The organism is Halothece sp. PCC 7418 (assembly GCF_000317635.1).
Lineage (GTDB): Bacteria > Cyanobacteriota > Cyanobacteriia > Cyanobacteriales > Rubidibacteraceae > Halothece.
On record NC_019779.1, the window covers coordinates 149116 to 165655 of the forward strand.

At 43.5% G+C, this 16540-nt stretch carries 18 protein-coding genes; 11 read left to right on the forward strand and 7 right to left on the reverse strand.

Going from position 1 to position 16540, the window contains the following annotated elements; genetic code table 11:
* Positions 1–74: 74 nt before the first annotated feature.
* Both gyrB and PCC7418_RS00645 read left to right on the forward strand, forming a co-directional pair.
* Complete coding sequence (gene gyrB / locus PCC7418_RS00640; RefSeq protein WP_015224249.1) at positions 75–2501, forward strand: DNA topoisomerase (ATP-hydrolyzing) subunit B; 2427 nt, start codon at positions 75–77, stop codon at positions 2499–2501.
* Positions 2502–2660: 159 nt separating this feature from the next.
* A complete protein-coding gene (locus PCC7418_RS00645; protein ID WP_015224250.1) occupies positions 2661–3455 on the forward strand; it encodes a fumarylacetoacetate hydrolase family protein in 795 nt (264 codons plus the stop codon).
* A 3-nt stretch (positions 3456–3458) separates the two neighbouring features.
* Here the strand turns inward: PCC7418_RS00645 and PCC7418_RS00650 are convergent, their stop codons facing one another.
* Both PCC7418_RS00650 and PCC7418_RS00655 read right to left on the reverse strand, forming a co-directional pair.
* Positions 3459–3941 (reverse strand): Tic20 family protein, encoded by a 483-nt coding sequence (locus PCC7418_RS00650; RefSeq protein WP_015224251.1) that lies wholly within the window; start codon positions 3939–3941, stop codon positions 3459–3461.
* Positions 3942–3959: 18 nt separating this feature from the next.
* Positions 3960–4193 (reverse strand): hypothetical protein, encoded by a 234-nt coding sequence (locus PCC7418_RS00655; RefSeq protein WP_015224252.1) that lies wholly within the window; start codon positions 4191–4193, stop codon positions 3960–3962.
* A gap of 74 nt (positions 4194–4267) precedes the next feature.
* Here PCC7418_RS00655 and rdgB point away from each other — a divergent pair, with 74 nt between their 5' ends.
* Complete coding sequence (gene rdgB, locus PCC7418_RS00660; protein ID WP_015224253.1) at positions 4268–4834, forward strand: RdgB/HAM1 family non-canonical purine NTP pyrophosphatase; 567 nt, start codon at positions 4268–4270, stop codon at positions 4832–4834.
* Between the two features lie 149 nt (positions 4835–4983).
* The gene (locus PCC7418_RS00665) at positions 4984–6126 is read left to right on the forward strand and encodes an RNA-guided endonuclease TnpB family protein (RefSeq protein ID WP_015224254.1); all 1143 of its coding nucleotides are present in this window, start codon (positions 4984–4986) and stop codon (positions 6124–6126) included.
* 141 nt (positions 6127–6267) lie between these two features.
* On the opposite strand, the gene PCC7418_RS00670 is transcribed toward PCC7418_RS00665, so the two are convergent.
* Positions 6268–6606, reverse strand: coding sequence for a P-II family nitrogen regulator (locus tag PCC7418_RS00670; RefSeq protein WP_015224255.1), 339 nt, complete (start codon positions 6604–6606; stop codon positions 6268–6270).
* Between the two features lie 626 nt (positions 6607–7232).
* Here PCC7418_RS00670 and pilM point away from each other — a divergent pair.
* From pilM to PCC7418_RS00690, 4 genes are all read left to right on the forward strand, one after another.
* Positions 7233–8285 (forward strand): type IV pilus assembly protein PilM, encoded by a 1053-nt coding sequence (gene pilM, locus PCC7418_RS00675; protein WP_051030509.1) that lies wholly within the window; start codon positions 7233–7235, stop codon positions 8283–8285.
* A 5-nt stretch (positions 8286–8290) separates the two neighbouring features.
* On the forward strand, positions 8291–9040 hold the full coding sequence (locus tag PCC7418_RS00680) for a PilN domain-containing protein (RefSeq protein WP_015224256.1): 750 nt from the start codon (positions 8291–8293) through the stop codon (positions 9038–9040).
* Between the two features lie 37 nt (positions 9041–9077).
* Positions 9078–9872: a hypothetical protein gene (locus tag PCC7418_RS00685; protein WP_015224257.1), complete on the forward strand. Its 795-nt coding sequence runs from the start codon at positions 9078–9080 to the stop codon at positions 9870–9872.
* Between the two features lie 68 nt (positions 9873–9940).
* Positions 9941–12376 carry a type IV pilus secretin family protein gene (locus PCC7418_RS00690; protein ID WP_015224258.1) on the forward strand — a complete coding sequence of 812 codons (2436 nt, stop codon included), beginning with the start codon at positions 9941–9943 and terminating at the stop codon, positions 12374–12376.
* Between the two features lie 56 nt (positions 12377–12432).
* On the opposite strand, the gene PCC7418_RS00695 is transcribed toward PCC7418_RS00690, so the two are convergent.
* From PCC7418_RS00695 to panB, 4 genes are read right to left on the reverse strand one after another with little or no spacing between them, the layout of a single operon-like run.
* Complete coding sequence (locus PCC7418_RS00695) at positions 12433–12744, reverse strand: Txe/YoeB family addiction module toxin (RefSeq protein ID WP_015224259.1); 312 nt, start codon at positions 12742–12744, stop codon at positions 12433–12435.
* Complete coding sequence (locus PCC7418_RS00700; RefSeq protein ID WP_015224260.1) at positions 12725–13015, reverse strand: type II toxin-antitoxin system Phd/YefM family antitoxin; 291 nt, start codon at positions 13013–13015, stop codon at positions 12725–12727. The genes PCC7418_RS00695 and PCC7418_RS00700 overlap by 20 nt, the downstream gene beginning before the upstream one ends.
* A 54-nt stretch (positions 13016–13069) precedes the next feature.
* Positions 13070–13648 (reverse strand): L-threonylcarbamoyladenylate synthase, encoded by a 579-nt coding sequence (locus PCC7418_RS00705; RefSeq protein ID WP_015224261.1) that lies wholly within the window; start codon positions 13646–13648, stop codon positions 13070–13072.
* A complete protein-coding gene (gene panB / locus PCC7418_RS00710) occupies positions 13645–14421 on the reverse strand; it encodes a 3-methyl-2-oxobutanoate hydroxymethyltransferase (RefSeq protein WP_015224262.1) in 777 nt (258 codons plus the stop codon). The genes PCC7418_RS00705 and panB overlap by 4 nt, the downstream gene beginning before the upstream one ends.
* 163 nt (positions 14422–14584) lie before the next feature.
* Here panB and PCC7418_RS00715 point away from each other — a divergent pair, with 163 nt between their 5' ends.
* From PCC7418_RS00715 to PCC7418_RS00725, 3 genes are all read left to right on the forward strand, one after another.
* Positions 14585–14992 carry a universal stress protein gene (locus PCC7418_RS00715; RefSeq protein ID WP_015224263.1) on the forward strand — a complete coding sequence of 136 codons (408 nt, stop codon included), beginning with the start codon at positions 14585–14587 and terminating at the stop codon, positions 14990–14992.
* A 143-nt stretch (positions 14993–15135) separates the two neighbouring features.
* A complete protein-coding gene (gene ylqF / locus PCC7418_RS00720) occupies positions 15136–15987 on the forward strand; it encodes a ribosome biogenesis GTPase YlqF (protein WP_015224264.1) in 852 nt (283 codons plus the stop codon).
* Between the two features lie 24 nt (positions 15988–16011).
* Complete coding sequence (locus PCC7418_RS00725; RefSeq protein ID WP_015224265.1) at positions 16012–16503, forward strand: hypothetical protein; 492 nt, start codon at positions 16012–16014, stop codon at positions 16501–16503.
* Positions 16504–16540 lie beyond the last annotated feature (37 nt).

A 16540-nucleotide genomic window follows, 5' to 3' on the forward strand; every position in this document is an offset into this window, starting at 1 on the left:
TGTTAGAATTTCCGAAGATTTTGCCCTAAAAGTTGTTCGACAGGGCTGGATGCTTTAATTCTTCGGAGACTCTTATGACAAACAGTTACGGTGCTGAACAGATACAAGTTCTTGAAGGTCTAGAGCCAGTTCGTAAACGCCCTGGAATGTATATTGGCTCAACTGGACCGCGAGGACTGCATCATCTGGTTTACGAGGTGGTGGATAATTCCATTGATGAAGCCCTTGCTGGCTACTGCACCCATATCGAAATCGATCTTAACGCAGATGGCTCAGTTACTGTAACTGATAATGGACGTGGCATTCCAGTAGAAGTCCATTCCCGCACGGGTAAATCAGCATTAGAAACCGTAATGACCGTTCTCCATGCGGGCGGTAAATTTGGAGGCGGAGGCTATAAAGTTTCTGGCGGACTGCATGGGGTTGGGGTTTCTGTGGTTAATGCCCTTTCCGAATGGGTCGAAGTGACAGTCCGACGGGAAAACACCGCCTATAAGCAACGCTACGCACGGGGGATTCCCACTCATGAGTTAGAAAGCGAACCCGATCCGAGCCCAGAAACGGGAACATCACTGCGCTTTCTTCCTGATACAGAAATTTTTACAACAGGGATTGAATTTGACTATAACACCCTTGCGGGACGACTGCGAGAACTCGCCTATCTCAACGCTGGGGTGAGAATCACCTTTACTGACCACCGTAACCCAGAACAGCCACGTCAGGAAACCTACTGCTATGAAGGGGGAATTAAGGAATACGTCGGTTACATCGTCGGTGAAAAACAGCCCCTTCACCCTGACATTATCTACGTGCAAGGGGAAAAAGAAGGGGTACAAGTGGAAGTCGCCCTGCAATGGTGTGTGGATGCCTATAGTGATAATGTTTTAGGCTTTGCTAATAATATCCGCACCGTTGACGGGGGAACGCATCTGGAGGGGTTGAAGACCGTTTTAACCCGCACCATGAATAATGTCGCCCGAAAGCGCAACAAACTTAAAGAAAACGATTCTAATCTGGCGGGGGAAAATATCCGAGAAGGGTTAACCGCCGTGATTTCCGTAAAAGTTCCAGAACCCGAATTTGAAGGGCAAACCAAGACGAAGTTAGGGAACACTGAAGTGAGAGGGATTGTTGACTCTTTAGTGGGAGAAACCCTCACCGAGTTTTTAGATTTTAATCCCAATGTTGCCGATGCGATTATTGAAAAAGCTGTACAAGCCTTCAAAGCAGCCGAAGCAGCCCGTCGCGCCAGAGAGTTAGTCCGTCGCAAATCGGTTTTAGAATCTTCTCCCCTTCCTGGGAAATTAGCTGATTGCAGTTCCCGCGATCCCGCAGAGTCGGAAATCTTTATTGTGGAAGGCGATAGTGCAGGCGGTTGTTTTGATGGTGATACAGAAGTTGCTTTAGCAGATGGACGGAATGTCACATTTAAGCAACTGGTTATAGAAGAAGCAGCCGGAAAACAAAACTTCTGTTACACGATCCGTAAAGATGGCACAGTTGGGCTAGAAAGAATTATTAACGCTCGGATTACTAAAACAAATGCTGAAGTCGTTAAAGTCACTCTCGATAATGGAGAAACGATCATTTGTACGCCAGACCATCCGTTTATGTTGCGTGATGGGAGTTATAAGGCTGCTTCACGGTTGACTCCTGATGATGCTTTGATGTTTGATTTAACCACAGAGTCACAGAGAACACAGAGAATTTTTGAACGGTTATCTGATGGAGAGAATCTTTTAACGACAACAGCAGTTATTGATGATAAGCGTCGCGCAGTCGCAGTAGAATCTTTCTCGGAAACTAGAGATGTCTATGACATTGAAGTTCCCCACACCCATAACTTTGCCCTCGCCAGTGGCGTTTTTGTTCATAACAGTGCTAAACAAGGTCGAGACAGACGATTTCAAGCGATTCTGCCCTTACGAGGTAAAATCCTGAACATTGAAAAAACCGATGACAGCAAAATTTATAAAAATAATGAGATTCAATCTCTCATTACTGCATTGGGCTTAGGGGTGAAAGGAGAAGAGTTTGATCTCTCGCAACTGCGTTACCATCGCGCAGTGATTATGACTGATGCTGATGTTGATGGAGCGCACATCAGAACCTTGTTATTAACCTTTTTCTATCGCTATCAACGGGCGCTCATTGAACAAGGCTATGTTTACATCGCTTGTCCGCCTCTCTATAAAGTAGAACGGGGAAAACAACATTACTATTGCTACAGCGATCGCGAGATGCAGAATTTAGTTAGAGAGTTCCCGAATAATGCTAACTATACCCTGCAACGGTTTAAGGGCTTAGGAGAAATGATGCCGTTGCAACTGTGGGAAACCACCATGAACCCCGAAACACGGACACTGAAGCGTGTGGAAATTGAAGATGCAGCGGAAGCCGATCGCATTTTCAGCGTCTTAATGGGCGATCGCGTTGCCCCCCGCCGAGAGTTCATTGAAACTTACGGTCCCCAACTCAATCTGACTGACTTGGATATTTGATCTAAAATTAACAATTAGTCGTTTGTCTATTGCCGTTCGTCCTCTGTGGCTTGTTCAGAGTTAGTTAACGATTTCTAGAAATAATCAAGAACAACTCGCTAATAACTGAGGACGAATGACGAATGACAGATGACTCAATTATTAATGATGAACCGACTTATGGTGCAACGCTACGTCCGAGTTAAAACGACCCAAGCCCAAACTTACTACGGACTGTTACAGCTTGATCGCAGTGTCCAAGTCTTAGACGCTCCCTCTTGGTTGGGAGGACAACCAACAGATTTAAAGCTAGAACCAGAAACTTATGAACTCCTCGCCCCCTGCGCCCCAACCAAAGTCATTGCAGTGGGAAAAAACTATCAGCAACACGCAGCAGAAATGGGGGGAGAAGTCCCCACAGAACCGTTAATTTTTCTCAAACCTCCCACGGCGGTTACCGCGCATCTCAAGCCTATTTACTACCCTCAATTAAGTCAGCGCGTGGATTATGAAGGAGAACTCGCGATCGTCATGGGAGAACGAACCCGTAACTGTACCCCAGAAGAAGCCAGAACAAAAATTTGGGGTTATACCATTGCTAATGATGTTACCGCACGGGATTTACAGAGGAAAGACGGTCAGTGGACTCGCGCCAAAGGCTTTGATACCTTTTGTCCCCTGGGCCCTTGGATTGTTAGGGATTTAAGTGCAGGCGCAACCCTACAAACGTTTATTAATGACGAAACCGAACCCAGACAATCGGCTTTATTAACAGAAATGGTATTTCCCATTGAGAAATTAATCTCTTATATTTCTCAGGTGATGACGTTAGTTCCGGGAGATGTCGTTCTCACCGGAACCCCGAAAGGAATTGGATCGATGCAAATTGGCGATCGCGTTCGGATTGAAATCGAAGGCATTGGCGCGTTAGAAAACCATGTTCTCAGTCCCGAAAAAAGCAAAAATCCTTCATAACAATTAACGGACTTGTCCCGCCACCGCTTCCGAAATCGCAGGAATTTCAGCGTAAATCCCCCGTGCTGATTGCACAATGGCATAAATACAAGCTGCTAAAGTGCCAATAAAGATCATATTGAAAAACGTTTCAATTAATAATCCGCCACCTGCTCTTAAACCAGCCCCTAAAATTTGAGTGGCAAAGCGAATTAAAACCAGCAAAATATCAATTAAAATCGCTTGCATGGTATTAAACCGAATAAAATGGCTAATATTTTCATTTCTAACCACTGCAAACAGCAAAACAAAGAAAATAATCAGACCCGCAAAGGGAAAGCCGTAATAAATTTGAATAACTGGTCGCAGCGGGACATAAATGACTTGTAGAATGGGAAACTGCTGGAGCAAAAAATTACCAAACGGTAGCACATAAATTAACGGTAAAACATAAGGCAAAGCAGCAAAAAATCGGTCTTGAATTTCAGTGTTACCACGACCCGCCATAGAGTTAACTCCTTAATTTTATTGAGGTTTTAGTGTTGTGTGATCGCCGTTGATTGAGGTTAAACGAGCCAGACGAAATCCCATTTGACATTCATAGAGTTCCGGCTGCTGCTCGCTCAAACGTCTTAAGAGGTGTCCACACCCTAAATGTCCCTGACGCCAACGGGGGAGTCCGCGACGGTCAGCGAGTAAGCAATTCTGACAAACTTGCTTCGGCGATAAAACTTGTTCGTCCATTAATACCACTAGCATGATTGCTCCTCCCAAAAACTCCCCAGTATGAGATATTGATCCATACTATCCTCATTTTAGAAGGGAATTTTTCAATGAAACAGTTAATTGTTGCCACGGGTAACCCAGGGAAACTCAAAGAAATGCAAAGTTATCTGCGGGACTTGCCCTGCACTCTTGCCCTCAAACCCCCAGAATTGGACGTAGAAGAGACGGGAACAACATTTATGGAAAATGCAAGGTTAAAAGCAAAAACCGTCGCTCAAGCTACTGGAAAATGCGCGATCGCGGATGATTCGGGCTTGGCTGTGGCAGCACTGAATGGCGCACCTGGCATTTATTCGGCACGTTATGCAGAGACGGATCAAGAACGGATTGCACGAGTGTTGAGAGAGTTAGGTGATACGCCAGATCGGGCTGCCAAATTTGTTTGTGCTGTTGCCATTGCTGACCCTAATGGCGCGATCGCGCTGGAAAAAGAAGGAATTTGTCAAGGAGAAATTCTCAGAGCCCCCCGAGGAAACAACGGCTTTGGCTACGACCCCATTTTTTATGTTCCCAGTGTCCAGCAAACCTTTGCTGAGATGACACCCGATCAGAAAGAAAAACTCAGTCATCGCGGTCAAGCCTTCTCCGCCTTATTTCCAGATATTCTACAATAGACCAGTCAGAGAGCCATCCGTTTGAAACGGATGGACGGGGCTTTCTAGGTGCGGAGGAAACCTCCGCACACAGCCCCTCATGAATGGCAGGAAAAGACTTTAGTCTTTTGTATCCTACGAACTTATGTAGGATATGTTATTGTGAAAATATGGCTAAGCAAACACTAACTCTAAAACTTCCCTTCTATCAACTAAATCAGGTCAAAGCCAGCGAATTTGAGAGGCTAACCGCCCTCAACACGCAAGTGGCTAATGACCTGCTCAGGTTTAGCAAGAAGGAGCGCAGAGAGTTAACCAGTGCTAGCTTTAGCCATCTAGAACTTGGCTCAATGTGGATTAACCAAACCATCCGCAACACCAACGCTAAAACCAAAGCAAAGCGTTTTAAGCGGATGTGGCTAGAAGTCAACAACCAAGGTTACAAAATAACCAAGTCTGGAGAGTTATACACGGTTTCTTTTAACCTTTATCGAGGCAGAAAGAAACGCATCCCTCTAGAAGTCCATTCCTCCTCTCAGGCAAAAGTCCTAGACAAAGCCATATTGGGTCAGGTGAAACTAGGGAGCCTGAAGATATGCAAGTCTAAGAAGGGAGTTTGGTATGTCTTGATTAGTGTCTCAATGGACGTTCCTGAGCCGAATCAAGTTAAAGGTTGGATTGGAGTCGATAGAGGACAGAATAATCTCGCTGTAGCTGCATTACCCAAAAGTTTTGGTAAATTCTGGAAAGCAGGGCGCGTGAAGAAGCTCAGACGAAAGTTTCAAAAAACTCGCAAGCAATTACAAGAAGCCAAAAAGCTCAAAAAGGTCAAGCAGTTAGAGCAGCGAGAACGCAAAATTATGACCCACATTAACCACATTGTCTCTAAGCAACTGGTGCAGTTGGCTCAGGACTATGGAATGGGGTTACGATTTGAAGATTTATCAGGAATTAGACAGACCTCCAAGCAACGAAAGAAAACTAAGTCTGATGCTTCTAAAAACCGTGATCACTGGGCGTTCTATCAGCTAGAACAGTTTACCCGATATAAAGCAAGTCTGGCTGGAGTACCAGTCGAGTCGGTTCCTGCGCCTTATACAAGCAAGTCAGACCATCGCAATGGAGTGATTGGTAAACGGAACCGTCATTGGTTTACGGGTTTTGATGGTTATAAATGTAACGCTGATTGGAATGCAGCCCAGAATATCGGCAAATGGGTCGGATTCTCATGTCCTTTGAATCTTCAGAAAACCGTCTCTGTAATGGATGCGGTCGATTCTAAGGACGGGGTCGATGACAGTCCCCCAAACTAGCTGGAAGTCTAAGACGACGGCTTGAGCCTCGTCTTAGGCAACCTCTAGAATCCGCGTCGATTTATCGCGCGGAGTGTCAAAGCTTGGTTTTACAGTGACAAAAAAGGGAGCAGTTGAGCTACTCCCAGAGCAATCAGAGGCTTAAACCGCTTCTAGATTTTTCTCACCTGTCCGAATCCGAACAATTTGATCCACAGGCGAAATAAAGATTTTTCCGTCTCCAATTTCGCCCGTGCGAGCAGCATTGATGATTTTATCAACCACGGTATCCACTTGATCTTCTTCAATCACAATTTCGATTTTGAGCTTCTGTAGGAATTCAACAGTGTATTCCGAACCGCGATAGCGCTCAGTTTGACCTTTTTGGCGACCGAAACCACGGACTTCAGAAACCGTCATTCCTACAACACCCGCATTAACCAAGGCAATTTTTACCTCGTCTAACTTAAAAGGTCGGATAATTGCTTCTACTTTTTTCAAAATTGAATCTCCTCAATATAGATAACGACAAGTCATGTTTTTTAGTGATAACTTTTCAGTTCGAGATTATGGCTTTTGTTTAAGAAAGCGTAACCTCTAGCCGTCAGTCACAGATTGCGTCCCCTTAGAGAGAAGGCGCTGGCTGTAACCGTTGGTCAGGATAACAAACAAACAATTGACAGTTCTGATCTATCATTCTCAGGCTCGGAACTTTGGTTACTTTCACTACAATCTTAGACATTTTCTCCCGAAAACGAGATCCTTGCAATATAGCACTCCTCATTCAGGTGTTAGACAGATCGAAATCCACCTCATTGATCGGAAAAAGGGTCAGGGGGTACGGGAAAAGATCACTTTAACATTCCTTTCCCCTTGTTCTCAGCACGCAGCACTATAGCTGTAAACGTCTGATCATGGGAAAACACGCGACTCCTCCCCAAATGAGCTTAAGAGGTGAGCCAATTCCACCCATAAAACCTGTTGATTTAACGGTAGAGATGTCAACTAGAATAAGGGATAATTCTATGGAGTCTATTGATTCCAAACCCAGACATTAGTGAAAAAATGTTACAGCCTCTCTCTAAGTTAATTCCCAGTTTTCTTCAAAAAAAGGAAAAGGTGTTGGCATTGAGCTAACCCCAAACCAAATTAATGTCGCTCAAATTCGTAATACAGATCGAGGGTATGAACTCGAAGTTCTAGCGAGTAAAGAAGTTCCCGAAGGGGTTTATTCCGATGGTAAAATCATCGATCCACCGACCTTAGCCGATTTAATTCAGGAGACCCTTTCTGAAAATAATATTAAGGCAAAAAGTGTGGCTGCTGCTGTGCCCATGCGGGATTCAATGCTGAACTTAATTCCCGTGCCAGCAGAACTTTCTGAGGAGGAACTGCGGGATGTGGTTCTTAATCAAGAAGCGGGGCTTTATTTACCCTATCCCATCGAAGAAGTAGATTTAGATTATCAGAAATTAGGGTACTTTCCCGATGAAGATGGCATTGAAAAAGTGCAAGTCTTGCTGATTTCCACGCGCCGTGAAGTCACGGATACTTATCTTGATATCTTTGAGCAACAAGTCGGTTTACGAATGGATGCTCTTGAAATTAACACGGTTGCTCTAATTCGCACGATTCGGGAACAATTACGACAGTATCCCTCTCAGGAAGCAGTGGTCTTGGTCGATATCGAATTTGACAATACAGAATTAGCCATTATTGTTGATGGTGTTCCAGAATTTAATCGCACCATTCCCATTGGAACTTTTCAGTTGCAAAGTGCCTTAAGCCGAGCGATGCGTTTGCCTCCCTCTCGCAATATTGAAACCTTACAAGAAATGACACTGCCCATTTCGGATAAAGAAGCGAAAGAAGAAACTACCCCTCTTAATCCAGGGATGAATGCTTTACAGCGTGTTTTAGGGGAATTGACGGATGAAGTTCGTCGCTCCGTTGATTATTATCTGAATCAAAGTGAGGGCATGGAAGTTGTACAAATGTTGTTAGCAGGTCCTGGGGCTGGCATTGGACAAATTGATGCCTTTTTTAACCAACGCTTAAATATTCCAACCACACAAATTGATCCCGTTGAGGCTTTATCGTTAGAAACAGAAATCGACATTAATAATTCACAACGTCCAGGTTTAGGAACAGTTTTAGGCTTAGCATTGAAGGAGATTTAAAGACTATGTATAGTTTAGATGTCAATTTTTTAAGAGAGCGTCGAAAAAGAGAAGAACCCGCAAAAGTAACCGAAGATCAAGGAACTCAATCTTTACCAAGTTTAGAGGGAAATTTACCACTGATTATTGGTGCAGTTGTGGGTTTAGCTGTTCCTGCGACGGTGGGAGGATTTTGGTATTTAACCAACCTCCAAAAAGCACAAGTGCAGCGTGAAATTACGACCTTAGAACAAGAATTTAGTCAGTTGCAAAGTCAACAGCAACAAGTGACTCAAAAACAAGAAGAATTAGCCCAAGCAGAAAGCAATTTAACCGCCCTTGCCAATATTTTTAATAAAGTGAAACCATTATCGGCTATTTTAGAAGATGTGCGCGATCGCGCTCCCGATAATGTTCAAATTAATAATCTCCAACAATCGGAAAGTCAAGGCACAATTGCCTTTAATCTACAAGGCGTGGGAGAGTCTTATGAAGCAGTGAATTACTTTGCTTTAACCTTGCAGCGCTCACCTTTAGTGCAAGCAAAAACAGTGAATTTAGAAACAGCAGCCCAAGGGAATTATAATTTGGAATTAACTGGTGATTTGCCACCGATTGTCGGAGAATTATCACCACAACCGATTGTTAACTATACTCTTTCCTTTCAACTCAATGATCAGTCGGCTTCCGAGTTATTACCTGTTCTTCAAGAACAAGGCGCGATCGGTCTTGTGACTCGAATTAGGACTTTAGAGCAAAAAGGAATTGTGCAATAACTAACAATAAAACACAAGAATTTAGCAGACAAAAACTATGACTTTTAGTGATGAATTAACCCCAGAAGAACAACTGGAAGAGGAAGAAGGGGCCGAATACCCAGAAGCCTTTGGGATTACCTTTACCCCTCAAGTCACGGGAATTGCTATTGCGTTAGTAGGAATTGGAGTAGCTGGTTATATGTGGCTGAATTTCCTACAACCCGCCAGACAAGAATACGGTGAACTGGTTGATCAAAGAGATCAACTCGAAACTCAAATTGAAAACCAACCCGCTTTAGAAGGGCAAATTCAACAGTTAGAAGAACAAATTCAAACTGCAAGATCACAACAAAATGAAGTCTTAAATCTCTTGTCAAATGAAGAGAGCTTAGATACTTTACTATTCGATTTAGAACAGACCGTTCAAGCCACCAATAGTGAAACCACAACCGAAGAAATTAGTGAATTTCAATTAGAACGGTTTGAACCGCTAATGGCAAATCCAGAAGTGGTTAATGATGGCTCTTTTGGTGCTGCAGTCAATGGTAAAATTAAGCGCAAAACTTATAGTTTAGAAGTGGTCGGAACATTTACCCAAACGCGATCGCTGATTAGAAGTATTGAACGGTTACAACCTTTATTACTGGTCAATAACTTTAATACGCAAGTGACTGAACAACAGCCAGGAGAGTTTTCTTTAGAAGAAAACCGCTTTCTTGCTACGGGAAATCCGCAACTGCGTTCAACCTTTCAATTAGAGGCTATTCTACCGATTAGCCCTGAAGAATTAAGAGCCCAAGAAGAAGCAGCAGCAGCAGCCGAAGAGGAGGAAAATCAGGAAAATAACTAATAATAATTAATTGCCAATCAATCCCTTTCAAAAGTAATCAATAATGAGTGATGAGGAGTGAGGAAAACGTGAAATATTATTCGCAGCAAATCGGTATTTTATTCGGCGCAACCGCAATCTTAGTGGCCCAACCTTTCGCCCGAGAAGCCTTGGCACAAATGCAACAGGTACAATCCCAACCCACTGAAGAAGGATTTGCCTTAACGTTTGATACCAACAGTTCTAGCCGTCCCCAGATTTTTACGATTCAACGTGATAATATTCTCGTTGTTGATTTAACCGACACGCAGTTAACTCTTGGTAACGGTGAACCAATGCAGAAAAGCAATCCTTTTCCAGGAGTAGAATTTTTAGAGATTGCTCAAAGCCAAGGAAATAATGTGCGGGTGATCGTTCGTGGAACTAATGATGCCCCAGATGCAACCATTCAATCCTTCGCCAACGGTGAGGTGACCCTCAGTTTTGCCGTGGAAGGGGGAGGCGGTTCTGCTGTTAGCACAAGACAGTCACCTCAATCAGAACAAACCTTTTCTCAAGCCTCTCCAGCAAATCCCAGTTCATCTTCTTCTCAAGCACAACCAGAGGTGATGTTTCCTGATCCTGAGATTACCGTAGATGGCAAACCCACAAGCAATCGGCAAATCCAACGCCCTTCTCCTGGGTTACAACCGACACGCCCGCGAGCGATTGCCCCACCAGTGGGGGATATTGCTGTTTCTACGATTGATTCTTCTCCGAATCTGGTCGATTTAGGAACGAATACGAGAGTCCCTCGTTTGGTTTTGCGGGAAGCACCAGTGCGAGAAGTGTTATCTTTACTAGCGCGATCGGCGAATGTGAACCTTGTGTTTGCCGATCAAGGAGGAGAAGGAGATAATCCCGCTCAACAGACGATTTCTGTGGATTTGGAAAACGAACCCGTACAAGCTGCCTTTAACTCCATTCTGCAACTGTCTGGACTGCAAGCTAACCGACGGGGAAATACCATTTTTGTCGGGGCGAACCTTCCGCAAGCAGTACGGAATGTTATGACTCGAACCTTACGCTTAAACCAAGTCAGTGTTGATGCTGCCTCTGGTTTCCTCGCCACACAAGGGGCGGAAGTGCAACAAGTTGTTACTCCAGTTGAACAAGAATTTAACCAAGAAACGGGCGCATTAGTTCGGGAAAGAGAACTGCCCTCAGAACTAAGACCATTAACCGTGAATCAACCCGAAGGTTCCACGGGGGCTTTACTATTACGGGGAATGTCGGTTTCTACCGATGAACGTTTAAATGCCATTACCCTAGTTGGGGAACCCCGCAAAATTGCTACAGCCGTTGATTTACTCAAACAGTTAGATGCCCGTCGTCGTCAAGTTGCGGTCAATGTCAAGATTATTGACATTAATCTGAATAATACTGAAGACTTTAGTTCCAGTTTTTCCTTTGGGATTAATGATAGCTTTTTCGTCAATGATGGTGGAGCAGCTGCGATCAGTTTTGGCGGAAGTGCACCACCGAGTCGTTCTACCGTCACCCAAAGTCGCGTTTCTCCCCCTGTGATTCCTAATCCCTTTGCTGATGCTAATACGTTCCTTGATTTTAATGAAACCCAATTTATTCCGTCAACCGATCCAGGAGTCGTAGAAATTGATACCAGAACTGGTCAACTGACGGAAACCCCTCGGGGAGGGATTGATTTCTTTACGCGCAATGCGGGAGTGTCTGAAAATCCCTTTGAAGCAGGTTTTACTGAGGTTACCCTAGCAGAAAACCAAGTGATAACAATTTCTGAAGATGATGAAGGCAATCTTCAATTTGATGTCGCAGAAGGAACAATAGGAGATGCGACTGCGGGTTTACCCAGTCTCTTTCAATTCCCTAGTGATTTTCTAGGGGTACTCGAAGCTCAAATCACAAGCGGTAATGCGAAAATTTTAACCGATCCCACCCTTTTGGTGAAAGAAGGGCAAACGGCTGGGGTGAATCTGGTGCAAGAAGTCTTTGCTGGAAGTGAAGTTCAGTTTCGGGAAGTGGGTGAAGAAAGTATTCAGGTTGAAGTTCCTGTGATTAAAGAAGCAGGATTAACGCTCAATGTTGATGTGCAACGGATTGATGATAATGGCTTTATTACCCTCAATGTTAATCCCACTGTTTCTGCACCATCGGGTTCAGCTGACACGGGATTTGGTGAAATTACATTGCTGAATAAACGTGAGCTTAATTCTGGAGAAATTCGCTTACGAGATGGTCAAACGCTGATTCTTGCAGGGATTATTCAAGATGAAGATCGAACCACTGTTAGTAAAGTGCCTATTCTGGGTGATCTTCCCATTATTGGTTCTTTGTTCAGAAGCACCAACAGAGACAACATTCGTCGAGAAGTGATTGTTTTACTCACACCCAATATTCTTGATGACTCTTTAGGGAGCAGTGGCTACGGTAGCAATTATCAACTCAGTCCTAGTGCGAGAGAAATGTTGCAACAACAAGGTTATCCGATTCCACAACAAGGACGTTAGAACTAAAAGAAAGTTATTTTAGATAACCAATTGGGGGTAAGCGGTGGTTTACCCCCTCAGTAGTGGTAACGTGCTTGAAGAAAATGAATTTTCTGATTGTGAACCCGATAAACAAGACGATGTTCTTGATCGATGCGCCGAGACCAAACGCCTGGATAATTCATATATTTCAAAGGTTCGGGATGACCTTTTCCTTGAAATGGATCACCGTCTAATATGTCTTCGATTAAAGCAAAAACCTTCCCATAAACTTTTTTGTTATGAGTTGCCCACCAACGTAAGTCTTCTTTGAATTGATCATAGAAAATAGGACAAAGCGTAGAAGATTGAGAGTTGAGTTGATTCTTTTTATTCTTCTTTTTCGACAAAACTCATCTCCTCTCGGAGTTCATCTAAGGTTTGAGTTGGAGTCTCCTCTCTTTCTGATGCTTCTAGAGCTTCAAATAACCGTGAAGCATTATTGCGCGATCGCAGCAAATGCAATGTTGTCATCAAACTGGAATAGTCATCTGCTGACATCAAGACAGCTTGCTGTTTTCCCCGTCGGGAAATCGCGTAAACTTTTCCCTTTTCTACAACTGCGTCAAGAATTTTGGCAAAATTTTCCCGTGTCTGAGTATAGTTAATTGGCTCTAACATGACTGGTTAAAAGTAATCTCTTGCTAGCTGTACAGAACTCTGTACCTATCAATTTTATTTTAAATAAATATTTCCTTGTCGCAGAATTTCCCAATCTTGACCTGTCCATTTCGCAACAGTAGAAGGTAAACCACTACTCACGATTGGTTCTGTATCCGCAAGGACTAAAACTTCAGGAAAGGCTTGATTAATCGCTTCTGGCGTGGTTAAGGGCGGTTGTCCCGACCGATTGGCGCTGGTGGTCGCAAGAACGCCTGTAGAAGCAAAAACTTGGCGCGCGATCGCGCAATCAGGAACTCGAATCCCAATCGTATCGGCTGTTTTCGGATTCACTTCTGGCCGTACAAGAGAAGAACTGGGTAACACTAAAGTCAACTGTCCTGGAAAATACTGCTGTGCGGTTTGTTCCCACACTTGAAACTCCTCGGGAGTTCCTTCTACATAATCCCATAACTGTTCTGGAGATGCTCCCATTAAGATCAAAGGTTTGGTGGCTTCCCGTTGTTTTAATTCAAAAATTGCTTCTGCACAGTCAGGGCGCACGGCTAAAGCGGGAACGGTATCTGTGGGAAAACTTACCACTTTGCCTTCTTTAGCACCTGTTACCAGTTCAGAAAAAGACACAAGACTCATGAGGGGAAGTGTTGATGTTTAACGTCGTCAATATAATTTTCTGCTGCTTCCGTAATCATTTCCCGTAAATTAATATAGGCTTTCGCAAATGGCGGTTGTTTTGGGGTTAAGCCTAGTAAGTCTGAAGTCACTAAAACTTGCCCATCACACTGTTTTCCCGCCCCAATACCAATTGTCGGAACAGAAAGCGTACTCGTAATTTTAGCAGCCAGTTCATTGGGAATATGTTCAAGAACGATCGCGAAGACTCCTGCTTCCTCTAGATTCATGGCTTCTTGGTAGATCCGTTCTGCTTCTTCTGGTGTCTTCCCTTGTTGGCGATAACCGAGACGATGGACTGATTGTGGGGTCAAACCAATATGACCCATGACAGGAATGCCGATGCGGGTTAGCGTTGTTACCGTTTGCGCGATCGCGCGGTTTCCCCCTTCCAACTTCACCGCCTGCACCCCCGTTTCTTTCAACACCCGTCCTGCGGTCTGAATCGCTTGCTGTTCACTTTCTTGATAAGTCAAAAACGGCAGATCGCAAACGACCAAAGCCCGTTTTGCCCCTCGCTTCACGGCTGCTGCGTGATGAAGCATTGCCTCCAAACTGAGGGGAAGTGTCGTCTCATGTCCCAAAGCCGTCATCGCTAAAGAATCTCCCACCAGCAAGATATCTAGCCCCACCTCATCCAAAATTTGAGCAAAGGCGTAATCCCAAGCGGTCAAGACAGTAATCGGGCGTTGTTGTTGCTTCCACTTCAAAAGTTGTGCGGTTGTTACCACCATGAAAAAAATCCAAAAGTCAAGAGCGAATTTAAAAGCCAAATTGATTCATAATTTAGCCTCTTTCTTACCCTTTTTTAACAAATAACAAATCACCGATAACAAACATCGAATGATGATGCTAGCTTAATCATAGCTGTCATTGATGAATCAAAGCTAAAATCCCATGTTTAAAACGATTCTCTTTTCCATCGACCGTAGTCGAGAAACCCAAGAAGCGGTTGCAACTGTAACCAACTTAGTTCAAACCTATAATAGCCGTCTCGTTTTACTCTCCGTGGTAGAAGCAGCAGAAGCAGACAAAGAAGATAAACGACAAATGACCTCAGAAAGTTCGGTGACTGAACTCCTAGAAGGGGTCAAATCCTTATTTGCGGAAGAAAATATCAACGCTGAAACCTTAGAACGAGAAGGCAGACCCGCTTTTATCATTTGCGATGTTGCGGATGAACTGGATGCCGATTTGATTGTGATGGGCTGTCGTGGGGTCGGTCTCATTGAAGAAGAAGCCTCCGATAGTGTCAGTAATCGGGTTATTAATCTCTCTCCTTGTCCTGTTTTAGTCGTTCCCTAAGCAATGTTTTTCTTTTTTCAGTCGTTTTCACTCTCATGGTTCTTTGTTCTTTGTTCTTTGTTCACCCCCTCACCTTGTCACCTTGTCACTGTCCTCGACAGGCTAAGAAACGCTATAGTGAGATTTTTTAAGGGGAATTGAAAATGGCAATCATTCAGTGGTATCCTGGTCATATTGCAAAAGCGGAACGGGAATTAAAACAGCAGTTAAAAAATGTGGATGTGGTTTTAGAAGTGCTGGATGCAAGAATTCCCCTTGCATCCCAACATCCTCAAGTCTCGCAATGGGTGGGAAATAAACCCCGTCTCTTAGTGATTAATCGTCAGGATATGATTCCAGAAAGCCTCCATTCAGAATGGATGGCTTGGTTTCAAACTCAGGGGTATTCTCCTTATTTAACGGATGCACAACAAGGAAAAGGGATTAAACCTTTGTTGAAAGCAGCACAAAAAGCAGGAGAAGCCATCAATGAAAAACGGAGAAGTCGAGGAATGCGCGATCGCGCTGTGCGTGCAGTTGTCATGGGCTTTCCTAATGTCGGTAAATCGGCACTCATTAACCGCTTAGTTGGTCGTAAAGTTGTCCGCAGTGCTCGCAAAGCGGGGGTCACTCGCCAATTGAAATGGGTCCGCATTTCGCAACAAATTGATTTATTAGATGCACCAGGAGTAATTCCCCCCAAACTTGAAGATCAAAATGCTGCGATCAAACTGGCGATCTGCGATGATATTGGAGAAGCAGCGTATGATTTACAAAATACGGCAGCAGAATTAATTGAATTATTAAAACAATTCGATGATAATGAAATTTTTACCCAGCGTTATAATCTTCCAGTCAATAATTTAACTGGTTATGCTTATGTTGCAATTCTCGCCGAACGCCGTCATCACAACGATAAGGAACGAACCGCTCGGGAACTCCTGAATGACTTTCGCAAAGGATTAATGGGAACAATTCCCTTAGAACTCCCGCCAACTTTGCCAACACGAATTTAAGCACTTAATTTTCCATGAAATAATATGTCTCAAGAGAAAAAGAAACCTTGGTGGACTCAAATCAAAAAAGAGTGGATACCAGATATCATTGCTTCCGTTCTCTTCACCTTTTTTGTTATTTATTTATTCCTACCCGCCTCACTTAAATCAATTATTTTTGGATATATAAAACAATTTTTTTTAGCAATCTCAATTATTATAAAGTGGTTTTTTACGCCATCAACTCTTCTCGGAATAATTATCTTAATCGGGGTGATATATTTCATAATAAGACGAGTCCGCTATCATTTAACTCGTTGTGCGAGTTATCATCATGATTGTCCGATTTGTGATCATAAAGTTCATCAGCGACATCGTACATCCTATCAGCGTCTCTTGAGCTATATTATTCCTGTCCGTCGTTATCACTGTACCCATTGTGGTTGGGAGGGAATTAGGGTTCATAAAGAAAGAAGGCGACGCTTCAAAAATAAGAAGAAGAAATTAAATACTAAAAAAATTGATTCTTATAAGTAGAATGTGATATATTTTAATTCTTAAATAGTAAATATAA

What these genes read in the sequence shown, in the direction of transcription:
- gyrB (WP_015224249.1), top strand. Translation starts at nt 75, where the DNA reads ATGACAAACAGTTACGGTGCTGAACAGATACAAGTTCTTGAAGGTCTA.
- PCC7418_RS00645 (WP_015224250.1), top strand. Translation starts at nt 2,661, where the DNA reads ATGGTGCAACGCTACGTCCGAGTTAAAACGACCCAAGCCCAAACTTAC.
- PCC7418_RS00650 (WP_015224251.1), bottom strand. Translation starts at nt 3,941, where the DNA reads ATGGCGGGTCGTGGTAACACTGAAATTCAAGACCGATTTTTTGCTGCT.
- PCC7418_RS00655 (WP_015224252.1), bottom strand. Translation starts at nt 4,193, where the DNA reads ATGCTAGTGGTATTAATGGACGAACAAGTTTTATCGCCGAAGCAAGTT.
- rdgB (WP_015224253.1), top strand. Translation starts at nt 4,268, where the DNA reads ATGAAACAGTTAATTGTTGCCACGGGTAACCCAGGGAAACTCAAAGAA.
- PCC7418_RS00665 (WP_015224254.1), top strand. Translation starts at nt 4,984, where the DNA reads ATGGCTAAGCAAACACTAACTCTAAAACTTCCCTTCTATCAACTAAAT.
- PCC7418_RS00680 (WP_015224256.1), top strand. Translation starts at nt 8,291, where the DNA reads ATGTATAGTTTAGATGTCAATTTTTTAAGAGAGCGTCGAAAAAGAGAA.
- PCC7418_RS00685 (WP_015224257.1), top strand. Translation starts at nt 9,078, where the DNA reads ATGACTTTTAGTGATGAATTAACCCCAGAAGAACAACTGGAAGAGGAA.
- PCC7418_RS00700 (WP_015224260.1), bottom strand. Translation starts at nt 13,015, where the DNA reads ATGTTAGAGCCAATTAACTATACTCAGACACGGGAAAATTTTGCCAAA.
- PCC7418_RS00705 (WP_015224261.1), bottom strand. Translation starts at nt 13,648, where the DNA reads ATGAGTCTTGTGTCTTTTTCTGAACTGGTAACAGGTGCTAAAGAAGGC.
- panB (WP_015224262.1), bottom strand. Translation starts at nt 14,421, where the DNA reads ATGGTGGTAACAACCGCACAACTTTTGAAGTGGAAGCAACAACAACGC.
- PCC7418_RS00715 (WP_015224263.1), top strand. Translation starts at nt 14,585, where the DNA reads ATGTTTAAAACGATTCTCTTTTCCATCGACCGTAGTCGAGAAACCCAA.
- ylqF (WP_015224264.1), top strand. Translation starts at nt 15,136, where the DNA reads ATGGCAATCATTCAGTGGTATCCTGGTCATATTGCAAAAGCGGAACGG.
- PCC7418_RS00725 (WP_015224265.1), top strand. Translation starts at nt 16,012, where the DNA reads ATGTCTCAAGAGAAAAAGAAACCTTGGTGGACTCAAATCAAAAAAGAG.